The following is a 15,519-nucleotide window of genomic DNA, read 5'->3' on the forward strand; positions in this document are numbered from 1 at the left end:
ATGCATCAATTTTGCTTATCCGCGGCGTCAAAACTCCTGAATTGACCACGGTACAAATTTGCGTACCGTCGCGGCTCTGCCATCCCGAGGATTCAATGCCCCAACACGCGCGCCTGCTAAACCCGATCTTGATCGTCGGCTGCATAATTATCGCAGTCAGTTTTGCAGTGCGGGCATCCTTTGGCGTATTCCAGATCCCTATTGCGACTGAATTCGGCTGGCTGCGCTCCGATTTTTCGATGGCGATTGCGATCCAGAACCTCGCTTGGGGAATTGGACAACCCATTTTTGCCGCCATCGCCGAGAAGGTGGGGGATCGCCGTGCGATTGTGCTCGGGGCATTGACCTATGCAGCGGGCATGGTGTTGTCGGCGTGGTCCGTTACCCCGTTCGAGCATCAGATGTACGCCTGGCTTGTGGGCTTTGGGATTGCCGGCACGGGGTTTGGTGTCGTGCTTGCCGTAGTTGGGCGGGCGTCCTCTGATCATAACCGCTCTATGTCTCTGGCCGTCGTGACAGCGGCAGGAAGCTTTGGCCAGGTTTTGGGTGCTCCAACGGCGGAATGGCTTTTGTCTTTTATGCCCTGGCAACAGGTTTTCATCGTGTTTGCCGTTGCCATCCTGGCACTGGTCATGACTCTGCCCTTCATGCGCGCCCCCCAAGCCGCAACCAAAGCCGAAATCGAAGAAAGCATGGGGCAAATTCTGGGCAAGGCCTTCCGGGACCCGTCTTATACCCTGATTTTCCTGGGATTTTTCAGCTGTGGTTATCAGCTTGGCTTTATCACAGCGCATTTTCCCGCTTTCGTTACCGAAATGTGCGGCCCGATTCAGCCGGGTGGAATACTGGATTCCATTGGTATAACGACAACTTCCGCATTAGGGGCTGTGTCGATTTCATTGATCGGGTTGGCCAATATCGGAGGGACATTGCTGGCGGGGTGGGCCGGAATGCACTTTCCCAAGAAATACCTTCTGGCCTCTATTTATGCCGCCCGCACGCTTACAGCGGCGGCTTTCATAATCCTGCCAATCACGCCATTCACGGTCGTTGTATTCTCATTGGTCATGGGTTCGCTCTGGCTGGCAACGGTTCCACTGACCTCGGGGCTTGTCGCACATTTGTACGGGTTGCGCTACATGGGTACGCTTTACGGCATCATCTTCTTCAGCCATCAGGTCGGCAGTTTTCTTGGCGTCTGGCTTGGCGGCCGCATGTATGACCAGTACGGAGATTACACCTTTGTCTGGTGGATCGGCGTGGCCATCGGCGCCTTCAGCGCCATCGTTCACCTTCCCATCCGCGAGAACCGGCCGCTCTCCGTCGCAGCCTGATTTAGCGGGCCTCTTCGCGGGTCAAAAGCCCCTCTGCCACCAACCGGTCTGCCCATCCTTGCGGGCCCTCAAAATGATGCGTTTGCCAGCCTCGCGCCTGCGCCGTTTCGATATTGTCGATCCGGTCGTCGGTGAACAACAACGCCTCAGGCGCCAGACCACAATCGGCTTCGACCATCTCGTAAATCGGGACATGCGGTTTCACGGTCTGCATGCGACCCGAAACATACAGCCGGTCAAACTCGTTGAGGAATGGATAGACCGTGGTTGCATACTCAAAATTCTGCACCCCGAAATTTGTCAGCGCAAAGACCGAGATGCCTTTGGCGCGCAGCGCACGTTGCAACCGTACCGAGTGGGGGATTTCGGGCGTGGCCAATTCGATCCATTTGTCGTGCCACATCCGGATTTCATCCCGCCATTCGGGATATTTATCAGCCCAGCCATAGATGGTGTCAGTGAAATGTTGCCCCTGATCAACAAGATCATTCATTCCATGCAGGTCAACCTCGGCAAACATGGCCCGGCGACGGTCTTCACCAATAACCGCGTCGTAGTACCGTTCTGGCTGCCATTCTATCAGGACATTCCCGATGTCGAAAACCACCGCTTCTATTGGCATGAATAATCCTTCTTAGAATCTCTGCTGGGGCTGACTGAATCAATCCTTGCTGCGCTTTTCAAGACAGGAACTGCAGCGCGCAGCGCTGCCCGGCCCAACCGGAGGGGACGCAACTCTGATGCGTCTGAGACGGGCGGGAAGGTCACGCCCTTAGTGCCGCCCGCAATTCCCGTTCCAACGCATCCAAAAACCGGGACCTATCGGCCTTGCCAAAAGGCTTGCCACCGCCGCCCGCGCCCAGAGGGTTTGCCGAACGCAGGTCTGCCATCAGGTCGCGCATCGCCAGTTGCTGACCAATATTGGCGGCGGTAAAGGCCTCGCCGTTGTGACGTAATACACGCGCACCTGCTTCAACACATTTTGCGGCTAAAGGAATGTCAGAGGTCACAACCACGTCCCCTGTACCACAACGCTCTGCGATCCATTTATCGGCCTCATCCGCACCTGCGGACACGATCACAACCTGTACCAGAGGATTGGCCGAAGGCCTCAGGCCACCGTTCGATACCAGAGCCATCGGAATCTTATGTCGGGTCGCTACACGCTCGGCCTCGGCCTTCACTGGACAGGCATCTGCGTCTATGTACAGGGTTGTCACGCTTTCTTTGCCTGTTTCTCGGCAGGCTTCTTCTTGACCTTGAATTCCTCGGGGATGGGCATCCGATTGAACGCATCCAGACCAGCAATCTTATAGGCCTCGGCCAAGGTCGGGTAGTTGAATGTGTTTTGAACGAAATAATCCACTGTCCCTTTCAGGTTCAATACAGCCTGCGCGATATGGATCAGCTCAGTCGCGCCTTCGCCTACGATCTGCACACCAAGAACCCGGCGGGTTTTCAGTGAAAACAGCATCTTCAGCATGCCATGTTCCAACCCCATGATATGCCCGCGAGAAGTTTCGCGGAATCGCGCGACGCCGACCTCGTAAGGGATATCGCGCTCCTGTAACTCTTCTTCGGACATGCCGCAGGTGGATATCTCGGGCACCGAATAGATGCCGTAAGGGTACCAGGGGCTTTCCGGCAGGGTCGGGGTCTCCAACGCGTGACATGCCGCCACGCGCCCCTGCTGCAGCGAGGTTGATGCCAGCGAGGGATGTCCGATTACATCTCCGGTCGCATAGATATGCGGTACCGCTGTCTGATAGGTCTTGCGATCGACTTCAATCCGGTTGCGGTGATCGGTTGTCAGCCCGACCGCATCCAGATTCAACGCCGAGGTCGCGCCCATCCGCCCGGCGGCAAACAGCAACATCTCGGCCCGGACATGCCGTCCATTCTCGAGCGTCACTTCTACGTGGCTACCTCCATCTTCGATCTTTTCAACGGCAGAGCCCAGTCGCAAATCCACACCGTTTTCGCGGATTTGGTGGGTAAAGTCGTGGATCAGCCGGCTGTCGATGAAATCCAGAAACGTCTCACGGGGTTCAATCAGGGTGACACGTACATCAAGCGCGGAAAACATCGTAGCATATTCCACACCGATTACACCGGCCCCGATCACGCATAGCGAGCGCGGTATCTCGACCATCTCCAGAAAATCATCGCCATCGACGATGGTCTTCCCGTTGAAGGGCACATAATCGGGACGATAGGTCTTGGTTCCGGTGGCGATCAGGAACTTTGCGGCGGACAGACGTGTGGTTTCGCCTGCGTCGGTTGCAACCTCAATCTCGTGGGGACCGACAAATCTTGCCAGACCATTTAAGGTTTCCACGTGGTTCCGATTGAACTGATGTTCCAGCACGTCGACCTCATGGTCCAGCGTCATGTGCAACCGAGCCTTGAGGTCTTCGGCCCGGATCTGATCCTTTACCCGGTACGAGCGCCCGTAAAAGCTGCGCTCGCGCCAGCCAGACAGGTTCAACACTGTCTCGCGGAGGGTTTTTGACGGGATGGTCCCGGTATGGACCGAGACCCCACCCAACCGATCCTTGCGGTCGATAACCAGCACCCGGCGTTTCAACTTGCCTGCCTGAATCGCCGCCGAACGACCGGAAGGGCCGGACCCGACAATGATCAGGTCATAGTCGTATTTGCTCATGCCTCAGTCTCCATACAGTGCTTCGGCGTGGAAAGTGATGTGGTCTTCCATGAAGGTCGACACAAAGAAGTAAGAATGGTCATAGCCGGGCTGCAGACGGAAAACTGCCTGTTGGCGACGTTCGGCTATCGCCTGGGCCAGCGCCTCGGGGCGCAACAGGTCGATGAACTGGTCATTGTCGCCGGTGTCGATCAGGACAGGGCCGTCGAAACCGGTGTTCTTCATCATCAGCGATGCGTCGTGCTTGGCCCATTGGGCCGCGTCATCGCCCAGATATGCCTTCAGTTGTTTGCGGCCCCAATCGGCGCTTGTTGGGTTTGAAATTGGTGCAAATGCCGAAACCGATCGGAACCGACCCGGTAGGTTCATTGCCAATGTCAGGGCGCCATGGCCGCCCATGGAATGGCCGGTAATGGCCTGGCGGTCTGCGTCGATTGCAAAGGTTTCAACCAGCAGAGCGGGCAATTCCTCGGCCACATAGTCCCACATGTTGAAGTGCGGTGCCCAGGGTGATTGCGTGGCATTCACATAAAACCCCGCGCCCTGGCCCAGATCGTAGTCCTCGTGATCGGCGACGCCTTCGCCGCGCGGGGATGTGTCAGGGAAAACAAGGGCGATACCCTGTTCCGCGGCCCAGGCCTGCGCCCCGGCCTTGGTCATGGCGTTTTCATGGGTGCAGGTCAGGCCAGACAGATACCATAGAACCGGAACCGGGCCGTCCTTTGCCTCGGCGGGCAGGAACAGTCCAAAAGTCATGTCGCATTGGCAGGCAGCCGAGGCGTGGCGATAGACGCCCTGGACGCCTCCGAAACAAGCGTTTTCCGAAAGGGTTTCCATTTGGTTCCGTCCTTACGTTAGGTTCGCGCCATGGCTATCGTTACTCGGTCCGTGCGTAAAGTCTGTGTTCCTGCGGCCAGCGAGTATTTTTCCCTATCTGTGGCTTAGAATGTTCCGGCTATGGCAATCACCAGCGGCAGTGTCAGGATGCTGACCACGGTGGACAAGAGAATTGCGGCCGAAGCCCGATGGGGTGCGACCCCGTAATAGGCCGCCAGCATATAGACATTCCCAGCGACAGGCAGTGCTGCCGCTGCAATGGCAACCGAAGCCGAGAAGCTTTCCGCCGGGATCAGCCAGATTACGAAAACAGCAACGCAGAGCGGATGAATGATCAGTTTGCAAAAACTCAGCCAGGCAGCGATCTGAACACGCTCGGCGGATTTGCTGGCGAGCGATGCCCCTATCGCAAACAAGGCTCCCGGAGTGGCTGCCCCGCCCAGGATTGTCAGAAAATCGTTCAGTGGAACGGGCACGGGAATTTGGAAGGCTGACCACAAAAGCCCCGCTGAAATAGATACGATCATCGGGTTTTTGAGCAAACCGAGGCCAATCAACCTAAATGTTGCCGGCGTCAGCCGCCCATCGCGTCCGGCATTGATCAAAATCACGATCAGCGAGGAAAACACCACAAGGTCGACAGTCAATACCAGCATGACCGGGCCGATTGCTGCTTCGGTGAACAAAAGCGCAAGCATCGGCAGCCCCAGAAAGCCCACATTGCCGATCGCAGCGCATTGGGCCTCGACGGCCGAGGTTGGTATGTCAAGGCCGCGCATCCACGCGATCAGACTGGCCAGAGCATAAACCGTAAGCGTTCCCAGCAGATAGCCCGCGACCAATCTGCCGTCGAATATCTCGGCAAAGGGCAGGGTGGCGGCAAAGCGGAACAACATTGCCGAAAGCGCGAAATAGAACACGAATTTCGTCAGATAGGCCGTGGCTTCTTCCGAAAAGAACCGACTGCGCCCAGCCCAATACCCCAGGCCAATAATCGCAAAGAACGGCAGCGTACGCAGAAAAATATCAGCCATGGCCAGAGTGTTAGCACGGTTTTCTCTGGCGGCAACCCCTGGCCAATCAGGCCCCGCCGAACGACCTTCGCGGACTGACCTAACGGAAAAATTACCATAATCCCGCCTGCCCATGGCCGAAATCCTATGCGAATCGTTGTATCTGAACTGATCAGTTTATAGATTCGACGAATTCACCCCTGAAGGAGAGCGCATGTCCGAAGCAACTGCCATTTTGCGAACAGGCCGAAAATTTGATCAGGTCCTGCAAGGAGCCCGATCAGTGTTCATGGCAGATGGTTTCGAAGGAGCTAGTGTAGATGACATTGCGCGCGCGGCGGGTGTTTCCAAGGCGACTTTGTACAGCTATTTCCCGGACAAGCGTCTTCTTTTCATGGAGGTCGCCCAGAACGAATGCTGCCGTATGGCCGAGAATGTCGTTTCGATGGTTGACGATACAAAACCCGCACGCGAGGTGCTGACCATCGCTGCGACCCAGCTGGCCGCATTTCTGGTGTCGGATTTTGCGCAGCAGGTGTTCCGCATCTGCGTGGCCGAGCAAGATCGGTTCCCCGAACTTGGCCGCGCCTTCTATGAGGCGGGGCCGCAAAATGGCACCCGGCAACTTGCAGAATATCTGCAAAAAGCGGTGAATAAAGGCGAATTGGTTATCGAGGACCTTCAATTTGCCGCTGAACAGTTTTCGGAATTGTGCAAGGTCCGCCTTTGGCCCCGATCCACATTCGGCATTCAAAGCAGCTTTTCAGAGGCTGAGATTGAAGAGGTCGCGCTGCAGGCTGTTGACATGTTCATGGCCCGTTACGGCGCCTGACATTTGGGTCGGATCGACTCGATTCAAGATATGGATGTGGAGGTCGATCCCTGAAGCCCGCGGCATTTAGGATTGATGGCATTCAAGAGTTCGGACGCTCCTGCCCGGTGGCTTCGCCACTGCTTGGCTCTAATCGCCAAAGAACCGAAATCAGTTAGAAAACAGGCTCGACCAGGCAAATCATAACGCTGTACCTGCCCTCTTTTTTACTTCCTGATCGCTGGGCGGTGAACTCAGTTGACAATGGATTTTGTATTTTGGATACATTGGGCAGGGATTTCGCTGCGGTGACAGTCATCAAAGATTGTTCTGACTAGAAATTAGAACAACGCGAAAATCTGAAGAAAAAACATTTCTGGGAGAAACTCATGAAACTTAGATTGATGGCCGCAACTGCAGCGATTGCGTTGTCCAGTGCTGCGGCCCAAGCAAATACTTTGGTATATTGCTCGGAAGGATCACCCGAAGGCTTTGACCCGGCGCTATTTACCGCAGGGACAACCTTTGATGCCTCGTCACACCCGATTTACAACCGTCTGCTCGAGTTTGAGACCGGTACTACCAATGTTATCCCCGGTCTGGCGGAAAGCGTTGAGGCCAGCGATGATGGTCTGGAATATACCTTCAAATTGCGTCAGGGCGTCAAATTCCATTCGAATGACGAATTCACGCCGACGCGTGATTTCAATGCTGATGACGTGATCTTCTCGTTCATGCGCCAGAAGGATGAAGGCCATGCCTATAATCAGGTATCTGGTGGTACCTGGGAATATTTCCAGGGCATGGGTATGCCGGACCTGGTCGAGTCGATTGAAAAAGTCGACGACTACACAGTGAAGTTCACCCTGTCCAAGCCTGAAGCGCCTTTTGTGGCCAACATGGCGATGGACTTTGCCTCGATCCTGTCTGCGGAATATGCGGATGCGATGATGGCCGCGGGTACGCCTGAGAAGCTGAACACAGCACCGATCGGGACTGGTCCGTTCTCGTTTGTAGCCTACCAGAAAGACGCGGTGATCCGCTATGCGCAGAATGCTGACTACTGGAAGGCCCCTGCGGATGTGGAGAACCTGATCTTCGCGATCACGCCGGATGCATCGGTTCGCTATCAAAAGCTGAAAGCGGGCGAATGTCATATCATGCCTTATCCGAACCCGGCCGACATTCAGGCGATGCAGGACGATGCAGATATCAACATGTTGGAGCAGGAAGGCCTGAACGTCGGCTACCTCGCCTACAACACCACCATGGCACCGTTCGACAATCCGAAGGTCCGCAAGGCGCTGAACATGGCGATCGACAAGAATGCGATCATCGACGTCGTGTTCCAGGGCTCGGGCCAAGTTGCCAAGAACCCGATCCCGCCAACCATGTGGGGCTATAACGACGCCATCACCGATGACGCGTATGATCCCGAAGCGGCCAAGGCGATGCTGGAAGCCGAAGGCGTATCCGACCTGTCGATGAAGGTTTGGGCTATGCCGGTACAGCGTCCCTATAACCCGAATGCACGCCGTATGGCCGAGCTGATCCAAGCGGATTTTGCCAAGGTTGGTGTCGACGTCGAAATCGTGTCCTATGAATGGGGTGAATACCTGTCGCGTTCGAAAGATCTGGACCGTGACGGAGCCGTTCTGCTGGGTTGGACCGGTGACAATGGCGATCCAGACAACTTCCTGGCGGTTCTGCTGGGTTGTGACGGACGCGAAGCCTCGAACCGGGCGCAGTGGTGCCACGAGCCCTTCGAAGAGCTGATCCTCAAGGCCAAGCAGTCCACCGATCAGGCCGAACGCACCAAGCTGTACGAAGACGCTCAGGTGGTCTTCAAAGAGCAGGCGCCTTGGGCAACGATCGCACACTCGGTGGTCTTTATGCCGATGCGCAACGAAGTGCAGGGCTATAAAGTGCACCCGCTGGGCGGCCACATCTTCTACGGTGTGAGCGTCGAATAATTCATCACTTACCGACCGGAGCCGCCCGCGTGGCGGCTCCGGTTTCTTATTGGAGGTCGGCCCTGATGCCGAATTTGTCCGAGTACCGTCAACTGGCAAAGGACATGTCAGTTGATGCCGTGGCCCTTGTGCCCGGCCCGAATTTCACCCGCGCATTGGGAAAACCTTTCATGAGCCACGAGCGGCCCTTTGTGGTCGTGGTCCCCGGCGAAGGTTCTCCTGCGGCCATCGTTCCCAACCTTGAGCTCGGCAGTTGGGACCTGGTTGAATTTGAAGGCGCCGTTTTCGACTGGTTCGACCAGACCGGATATGATGACGCCTTTGCAGCCCTCGCCAAGCATATGCCGCTGACATCGCTGGCTGTGGAAGGGCAGGTGATGCGAGTCTTTGTGTCGAAAGCGTTTACCAACGCGTTACCGGACCTGCGGATTGTCGATGCCGAGCGTGAAATTTCTGGCTTGCGCATTATCAAGACAGAAGACGATATCGCAGCGCTTCAAGCCGCGATCGACATCTCTGAACGCGCATTAGAGCGCGTGATTGCGGATGTGCGCGTCGGTCAGACCGAATTGCAGATTGAACAGGCCTTGATTCAGGCGCTGTTTGCGGAAGGCGCCGCCTCGCTGGCATTTTCGCCGATTGTTGCCGCCGGGGATAACTCGGCGCGGCCCCATGGTAAGGCGCGGGCGGATTACCAGATCAAACCGGGCGATGCGCTTTTGTTTGATTTCGGAGCCCGCAAACATGGGTTTGCCGCCGACATCACCCGCACGTTCTTTGTCGAAGAGGTCTCGGACGAGGGCAGGGCGGTCTATGACACCGTTCTGCGCGCCAATCTGGCAGGATTCAAAGCCTGCCGTCCCGGTGTCACGGCGCATGATATCGACGATGCCGTGATCGGCGTTCTCGAAGCGTCACCCTATGCCGATCGGATCCGCACCAAAACGGGCCACGGTCTGGGCCGCGACGTTCACGAAGCGCCGTATATCATGCGTGGAAACGACCAGAAAATCCTGCCGGGCATGGTTTGGACAAACGAGCCGGGCCTTTACGCGCTGGACAATTTCGGCGTGCGCATAGAAGATGACGTGCTTGTTACAGGGGATGGCTGTCGGTCGCTAACCCACTTTCCCAAAGATCTCACAATCATAGGTCGCTGATGTTTGGCTACTTTCTTTCTCGTCTCGGTATGTTCATTCCGACATTTCTGGGTGTAACGCTTATCTCCTTCATGTTCATTCGCGTTTTGCCTGGTGATCCGATCATCGTCATGGCCGGCGAACGCGGAATGTCCGAGGAACGCTATCAGGAAATGGTGGTCAAACTGGGCTTCGACAAGCCGGTCCTCCAACAATATTGGGACTATCTGACCGGCGTTATGCAGGGCGATCTGGGCGAAAGCTTTGTCACCAAGAAACCGGTCTGGGACGAGTTTTTTGCCCTGTTCCCAGCGACGCTGGAATTGTCGATCTGCGCGATGATCTTCGCGGTGGCCCTTGGGTTGCCCGCCGGTGTCATTGCCGCAGTCAACCGGGGCAAATTCTTTGATCGGGCGCTGATGTCATCTGCGCTGGTGGGATATTCGATGCCTATCTTCTGGTGGGCGCTGCTGCTGATCATCGTGTTCTCGGGCAATTTGGGCTGGACACCTGTTTCGGGTCGGATCGACCTTCTGTATTACTTCCCCAGCGTGACCGGCTTTATGCTGATCGACAGTCTTTTGTCGGGGCAACCCGGGGCATTCACGTCGGCTGTTCGGCATTTGATTCTGCCAACGATTGTTCTGGGGACGATCCCGCTGGCTGTCATTGCGCGTCAGACGCGCTCGGCAATGCTTGAGGTTCTGGGCGAGGATTACATCCGTACCGCGCGGGCAAAAGGTCTGTCACCCACTCGGATCAACGGGCTGCATGCTCTGCGTAATGCGTTGATCCCCGTGATTACGGTGATCGGCCTGTCGGTTGGAACTTTGCTGGCTGGTGCAATTCTGACCGAGACGATCTTTAGCTGGCCGGGCATCGGCAAGTGGATGGTCGACAGCATCTTCCGGCGCGATTACCCGGTGGTGCAGGGCGGTCTTCTGATGATCGCCGTGATCGTGATGCTGGTGAACCTACTGGTCGATGTCCTTTATGGCATCATCAATCCAAAAATCCGGAGGCGGTGATGGCTGAACTATCTGCAAACGCACCCAAAACCGAAGACCGCCCGAGCGCCTTGCGCGAATTCTGGTTTTATTTCAGTGAAAACCGCGGCGCTGTGATTGGCCTGTGGGTATTCGCTGCCTTTGTCTTTTGTGCTGCCTTCGCACCTTTGCTGGCCCCCTACGATCCAACCGAACAGTTCCGCGAGCATATCCTGCAGCCTCCGGCGTGGCAGGAAGGCGGCAGTTGGGCCTTCCCGCTGGGGACTGATCCACTGGGCCGGGATATGCTTTCGCGGCTGATTATGGGATCTCGCTATTCCTTCTTTGTCGGTATCGTCGTGGTTTGTGTGGCCGTGTCAGGCGGTGTGGTTCTTGGCCTGCTTTCCGGGTTTGCACCCAAATGGGTCGACACGATGATCATGCGCGTGATGGATATTATCTTGTCCTTTCCGTCGCTGCTGCTGGCACTGGTTCTGGTCGCCATTCTGGGCCCGTCTCTGACCAATGCAATGATCGCCATCGCCATTGTGTTTCAACCACATTACGTGCGCCTCACCCGCGCCTCGGTTCTGGCCGAACGGCAAAAGGATTATGTGACCTCGGCCCGTGTGGCCGGCGCAAGCAAGGCACGCCTGATGTTCAAAACCGTGCTGCCGAACTGTCTGGCGCCGATCATTGTCCAGGCGGCGCTGTCCTTCTCGACCGCGATCCTGGATGCTGCGGCACTTGGCTTTCTAGGCATGGGGGCGCAGCCGCCCACGCCGGAATGGGGCACAATGCTGGCCGAAGCGCGCGAATTCATTCTGCGCGCGTGGTGGGTGGTAACTTTCCCGGGCCTGGCCATTCTGGTCACGGTGCTGGCAATCAACCTGATGGGCGACGGTCTGCGCGACGCGCTGGACCCCAAGCTGAAACGGAGCTGACGACATGAGCCTGTTGGAAATCCGAAATCTTTCGGTCGAGTTTGCTACTGCGTCGGGTGAGTTCCGCGCTGTGGATGGCGTTGATCTGTCTGTCAACAAGGGCGAGTTGATGGCCATTGTCGGGGAAAGCGGCTCGGGGAAATCCGTTTCAATGCTGGCGCTGATGGGGTTGCTGCCATGGACGGCGACAATCACTGCAGATGAAATGAGCTTTGAGGGTCGCGACCTGACCAAAATCTCGGCACGGGATCGGCGCAAGATCATCGGCAAAGATATTGCCATGATCTTTCAAGAGCCGATGTCTTCGCTAAACCCCTGTTTCACGGTCGGTTTCCAGATCAAAGAAGCACTGCGTATCCATCTTGGGTTAAACCGCAAAGACCGTCATCAGCGCGCGATTGAGCTGTTTGACCTGGTGGGTATCCCGGCACCCGAGAGCCGTCTGAATACGTTTCCTCACCAGATGTCGGGCGGCATGAATCAGCGGGTCATGATCGCGATGGCGATTGCCTGCACCCCGAAACTTCTGATCGCGGACGAACCCACTACCGCGCTTGATGTAACAATTCAGGCGCAGATTCTGGATCTGTTGGTCCGATTGCGCGATGAGCAGGGGATGGGCCTTGTTCTGATTACCCATGACATGGGTGTTGTGGCAGAAACCGCCGAGCGGGTTCAGGTCCAATATGCCGGTCAAAAGGTCGAGGAACAGCCGGTACGCGATCTGTTCCGCACACCGCGCCATCCTTATACCTCAGCTTTGCTGAACGCTTTGCCTGAACGGGCAACTTCGAAATTGCTGCCGACGATTCCAGGTGTTGTTCCTGGTCAATTTGACCGTCCCAAAGGTTGCTTGTTCAGCCCGCGATGCCAATTCGCCGATGACTTGTGCCGGAACACACCACCCGCTCCGCATGGAGCAGATTTCGGCAAGGCCCGCTGTCACCACGTCAAGGAAATCACCGCTGGAGAATTGGCATGACCGCCCCGATCGTTCAGGCAAACGCGTTGGCCCGGCACTATGACGTCAAAGGGGGATTGCTGTCGAAATCGGCAACGGTCAAAGCCCTGTCCGGTGTGGATTTTGCCCTAGAGCCTGGTAAGACGCTGGCCATTGTAGGAGAGTCCGGGTGCGGTAAATCCACCCTCGCTCGCGTCGTAACGATGATTGAAGAGCCCACTTCGGGAACACTGACCATCGACGGTGTCGATATCACCCCTTCAAAATGGGCTGAGATGCGCGAAAACGTGCAGATCGTGTTTCAGGATCCCTATGGTTCGCTTAATCCGCGACAACGGATCGGTCAGATCCTGCAGGAACCTCTGATCATCAACCGGCCCGATATGACCGCTGCGGAACGGGAAACTCGCGCGCGCGAAATGATTGATCTTGTCGGTCTGCGCCCCGAGCATTATGATCGCTACCCCCACATGTTTTCGGGCGGCCAACGGCAGCGGATTGCGATTGCCCGAGCCCTGATGCTGAACCCCAAGGTTCTGGTTTTGGATGAGCCGGTATCGGCGCTGGATGTTTCGATCCAGTCACAAATCCTGAACCTGCTGGTTGAACTGCAAGAGCGTCTGAACCTGGCCTACCTGTTCATCTCGCATGACCTGTCGGTGGTGAAACATTTCGCTGATGACGTAATCGTCATGTATCTGGGACGTGCAGTCGAGAAAGCTCCGAAAGAACAGTTGTTCGCGGCGCCCCGGCATCCTTACTCCAAAGCGTTGTTGTCGACGACACCGCGTGCCGACCCCGAGGCGCGTAAGGAACGGATCAAGCTGGAAGGTGAGTTGCCCTCACCGATGAATATCCCCAAAGGATGTGCCTTTGCTCAGCGATGCTGGCTGGCAACTGACGAATGCCGTGCGGCACCACCTGATCTGCAAGGAACAACCCATCAGGCTGCATGCTTGCATCCGCTGGGTTAGGTTAGCTCTCGGAGTTGCGCGTTGCGGTGACCATCGCAAGCAAATGGTCTTTTGTGCGCCCAATATGTTGGGTCAACAGCGCGCAGGCTTCCTCAACTTGCCCATTCTCGGCCAGCGTCAGCAGTTGGCGATGGTCCTTTTTTGCGGGCTCGCGTTGTTCCATAACGCTCAGGTGCATACGGACATAGCGATCGGACTGTAGATTGATCCGTTGTAGTATATCATTGGTGATCCCACGGTCTGCAGCAGCGTAAAGCGCATTATGGTACTCGTAGTTCAAACCACCCCACCGCCCTACATCATAGGCTTCGTAGGACGTTTCCATTTCGTCCAGAAACCTTTCGCATTCGGCAAAATTTGCTTCGGTCATCTGTGGAATTGCACGCCTGAACAGATCGACCTCCAACATTATCCGGAGGTCAAATATCTCACCGATTTCTGACAGCGAATGTCTTGTCACCGCAGCGCCGCGATTGTTGGTCAGTTGCACAAGACCCTCTGCATCAAGCCGTTTTAACGCTTCTCGTATGGGCATGCGTGACACGTCATAGTCTTCTGCCAGGGCTTCTTGACGGATAGCTTCACCTTCTGCCATCTCACCGCTTAGAATCCGCTCGCGCAGGTCATTTGTGATGACATCGGGCAAACTTTGCCTGGGAATTGCGCGGGTTCTTGGCATTGTTACAGTCTCTGCTGGTGTAATTTTGTATCCAAAATACAAAATAGACACCGATTTTCCAAGAGCCTTGCATTCACTAATGAATATAAAGTGTTGATTGATTTCAAGCCGCCTCGGCTGCCACAGTAAAAATGGTCACGTTCTATAAGGATTAAACATGAAAGAGGATCGTATGGATAATCCGCGCTTTTTGCCAAAAGGCGCAATTTCCGTGGACGTTTCCTATGACGGGCCGCCCAAGGCCTTCTATTTTCTGCTTTTACCCAACACGACGATGCTGGCTTTCAGTGCCGCGATTGAGCCTCTGCGCATATCAAATCAACTGTCCAGAAAGCAGCTGTTCGAGTGGTACGTGCTCTCCACCGACGGAGAACCTGTGACCTGTTCCAACGGCATACGTGTTCAGGCGGATCACTCGGTCCATGACCTGGAGAAGGGAGCGTTTGTCTTTGTGTGTTCCGGAACGCAACCGATGAGGTCTTTCAACACAAATGTCCTGAACTGGATTCGGCGACAAAAGGCGCATGGATGTGAGTTCGGTGGGATTTGTACCGGTGCATTTGCCTTAGCAAAGGCGGGCGTGATCGGAACCAGAAACTTTACCGTCCATTGGGAAAACCGGCCTGGCTTTTGTGAGAACTTCCCAACAATGGAGCCGACCCAGAACCTCTATGAAATTGACAGGAAACTTAGAACATGCGGGGGCGGGCACGCCAGCACTGACATGATGCTTGAAGTTATCGAGGAATTGTTTGGCAACGCCTTGGCGAACAACGTTTCGGAAATGTGCCTGCACAGAAGGCTGGGAGAAGGCGGCAGCAAACAGGTATCGCCGGTTTCGGCGCTTTTGGGCACGCGAAATGCCAAATTGATCGAAGCGGTGCAAATCATGCGCGAAAATATTGAAACGCAGCTCAGCCTCGAGGCAATAGCGGATCAGGCGTCCCTGTCCCGGCGGCATATGGAGCGGCTGTTCAGGCAGCACACTAACATGTCACCGGGACGGTTCTATAATGAACTCAGGCTGGACCGTGCTTTTGCCCTGTTGAATGAAACAAACCTGAGCGTTTCTGAGATAGCCTTTGCATCCGGGTTTTCCAGTACGGATAGGCTTTCTGTGCATTTCCGGAACCGATTCAGAATATCACCGCATAATTTCCGGCGATCCTGGTCCGAGGAAACCCACCAAGAATAACTGGATGA

Annotated in this window: 15 protein-coding genes; 9 read left to right on the top strand and 6 right to left on the bottom strand. The window is 55.8% G+C overall.

Annotation, left to right across the window (positions count from 1 at the left end; translation table 11 throughout):
- The first annotated feature begins 95 nt into the window (after positions 1 to 95).
- A complete protein-coding gene (locus AC2FH8_RS08345; protein WP_496689324.1) occupies positions 96 to 1,334 on the top strand; it encodes an MFS transporter in 1,239 nt (412 codons plus the stop codon).
- Position 1,335: 1 nt separating this feature from the next.
- Here the strand turns inward: AC2FH8_RS08345 and AC2FH8_RS08350 are convergent, their stop codons facing one another.
- The 5 genes from AC2FH8_RS08350 to AC2FH8_RS08370 all read right to left on the bottom strand — a co-directional run bounded on the left by AC2FH8_RS08350 (position 1,336) and on the right by AC2FH8_RS08370 (position 5,870).
- A complete protein-coding gene (locus AC2FH8_RS08350) occupies positions 1,336 to 1,956 on the bottom strand; it encodes an HAD family hydrolase (protein ID WP_496689326.1) in 621 nt (206 codons plus the stop codon).
- Positions 1,957 to 2,098: 142 nt separating this feature from the next.
- Positions 2,099 to 2,554, bottom strand: a complete 456-nt coding sequence (locus tag AC2FH8_RS08355) for a YaiI/YqxD family protein (protein WP_281972917.1) — start codon at positions 2,552 to 2,554, stop codon at positions 2,099 to 2,101.
- Positions 2,551 to 3,999 carry a Si-specific NAD(P)(+) transhydrogenase gene (gene sthA, locus AC2FH8_RS08360; protein WP_496689328.1) on the bottom strand — a complete coding sequence of 483 codons (1,449 nt, stop codon included), beginning with the start codon at positions 3,997 to 3,999 and terminating at the stop codon, positions 2,551 to 2,553. Before sthA ends, AC2FH8_RS08355 begins: the two co-directional genes overlap by 4 nt.
- Positions 4,000 to 4,002: 3 nt before the next feature.
- The gene (gene fghA / locus AC2FH8_RS08365; RefSeq protein WP_142636325.1) at positions 4,003 to 4,836 is read right to left on the bottom strand and encodes an S-formylglutathione hydrolase; all 834 of its coding nucleotides are present in this window, start codon (positions 4,834 to 4,836) and stop codon (positions 4,003 to 4,005) included.
- Between the two features lie 104 nt (positions 4,837 to 4,940).
- Positions 4,941 to 5,870 carry an AEC family transporter gene (locus tag AC2FH8_RS08370; protein WP_142636323.1) on the bottom strand — a complete coding sequence of 310 codons (930 nt, stop codon included), beginning with the start codon at positions 5,868 to 5,870 and terminating at the stop codon, positions 4,941 to 4,943.
- A 193-nt stretch (positions 5,871 to 6,063) separates the two neighbouring features.
- On the opposite strand from AC2FH8_RS08370, the gene AC2FH8_RS08375 reads away from it, so the two are divergent.
- The 7 genes from AC2FH8_RS08375 (at position 6,064) to AC2FH8_RS08405 (ending at position 13,637) form a co-directional block, all read left to right on the top strand.
- Entirely contained in the window at positions 6,064 to 6,681 is a 618-nt protein-coding gene (locus AC2FH8_RS08375; protein ID WP_142636321.1) for a TetR/AcrR family transcriptional regulator, read from the top strand.
- A gap of 368 nt (positions 6,682 to 7,049) precedes the next feature.
- Entirely contained in the window at positions 7,050 to 8,633 is a 1,584-nt protein-coding gene (locus AC2FH8_RS08380) for an ABC transporter substrate-binding protein (protein WP_142636319.1), read from the top strand.
- Positions 8,634 to 8,698: 65 nt separating this feature from the next.
- Entirely contained in the window at positions 8,699 to 9,793 is a 1,095-nt protein-coding gene (locus tag AC2FH8_RS08385; RefSeq protein WP_142636318.1) for a M24 family metallopeptidase, read from the top strand.
- Entirely contained in the window at positions 9,793 to 10,800 is a 1,008-nt protein-coding gene (locus AC2FH8_RS08390; protein ID WP_142636316.1) for an ABC transporter permease subunit, read from the top strand. The genes AC2FH8_RS08385 and AC2FH8_RS08390 overlap by 1 nt, the downstream gene beginning before the upstream one ends.
- Positions 10,800 to 11,702, top strand: a complete 903-nt coding sequence (locus AC2FH8_RS08395; RefSeq protein ID WP_185956667.1) for an ABC transporter permease subunit — start codon at positions 10,800 to 10,802, stop codon at positions 11,700 to 11,702. The genes AC2FH8_RS08390 and AC2FH8_RS08395 overlap by 1 nt, the downstream gene beginning before the upstream one ends.
- 4 nt (positions 11,703 to 11,706) lie before the next feature.
- Positions 11,707 to 12,684, top strand: a complete 978-nt coding sequence (locus tag AC2FH8_RS08400; protein ID WP_142636312.1) for an ABC transporter ATP-binding protein — start codon at positions 11,707 to 11,709, stop codon at positions 12,682 to 12,684.
- On the top strand, positions 12,681 to 13,637 hold the full coding sequence (locus tag AC2FH8_RS08405) for an ABC transporter ATP-binding protein (protein ID WP_496689332.1): 957 nt from the start codon (positions 12,681 to 12,683) through the stop codon (positions 13,635 to 13,637). The genes AC2FH8_RS08400 and AC2FH8_RS08405 overlap by 4 nt, the downstream gene beginning before the upstream one ends.
- A gap of 1 nt (position 13,638) precedes the next feature.
- Here the strand turns inward: AC2FH8_RS08405 and AC2FH8_RS08410 are convergent, their stop codons facing one another.
- Entirely contained in the window at positions 13,639 to 14,316 is a 678-nt protein-coding gene (locus tag AC2FH8_RS08410) for a GntR family transcriptional regulator (RefSeq protein ID WP_496689334.1), read from the bottom strand.
- A gap of 157 nt (positions 14,317 to 14,473) precedes the next feature.
- Here AC2FH8_RS08410 and AC2FH8_RS08415 point away from each other — a divergent pair, with 157 nt between their 5' ends.
- A complete protein-coding gene (locus AC2FH8_RS08415) occupies positions 14,474 to 15,511 on the top strand; it encodes a GlxA family transcriptional regulator (protein ID WP_496689336.1) in 1,038 nt (345 codons plus the stop codon).
- The last annotated feature ends 8 nt before the right edge of the window (positions 15,512 to 15,519 follow it).

The organism is Ruegeria sp. CDSC025 (genome assembly GCF_059610805.1).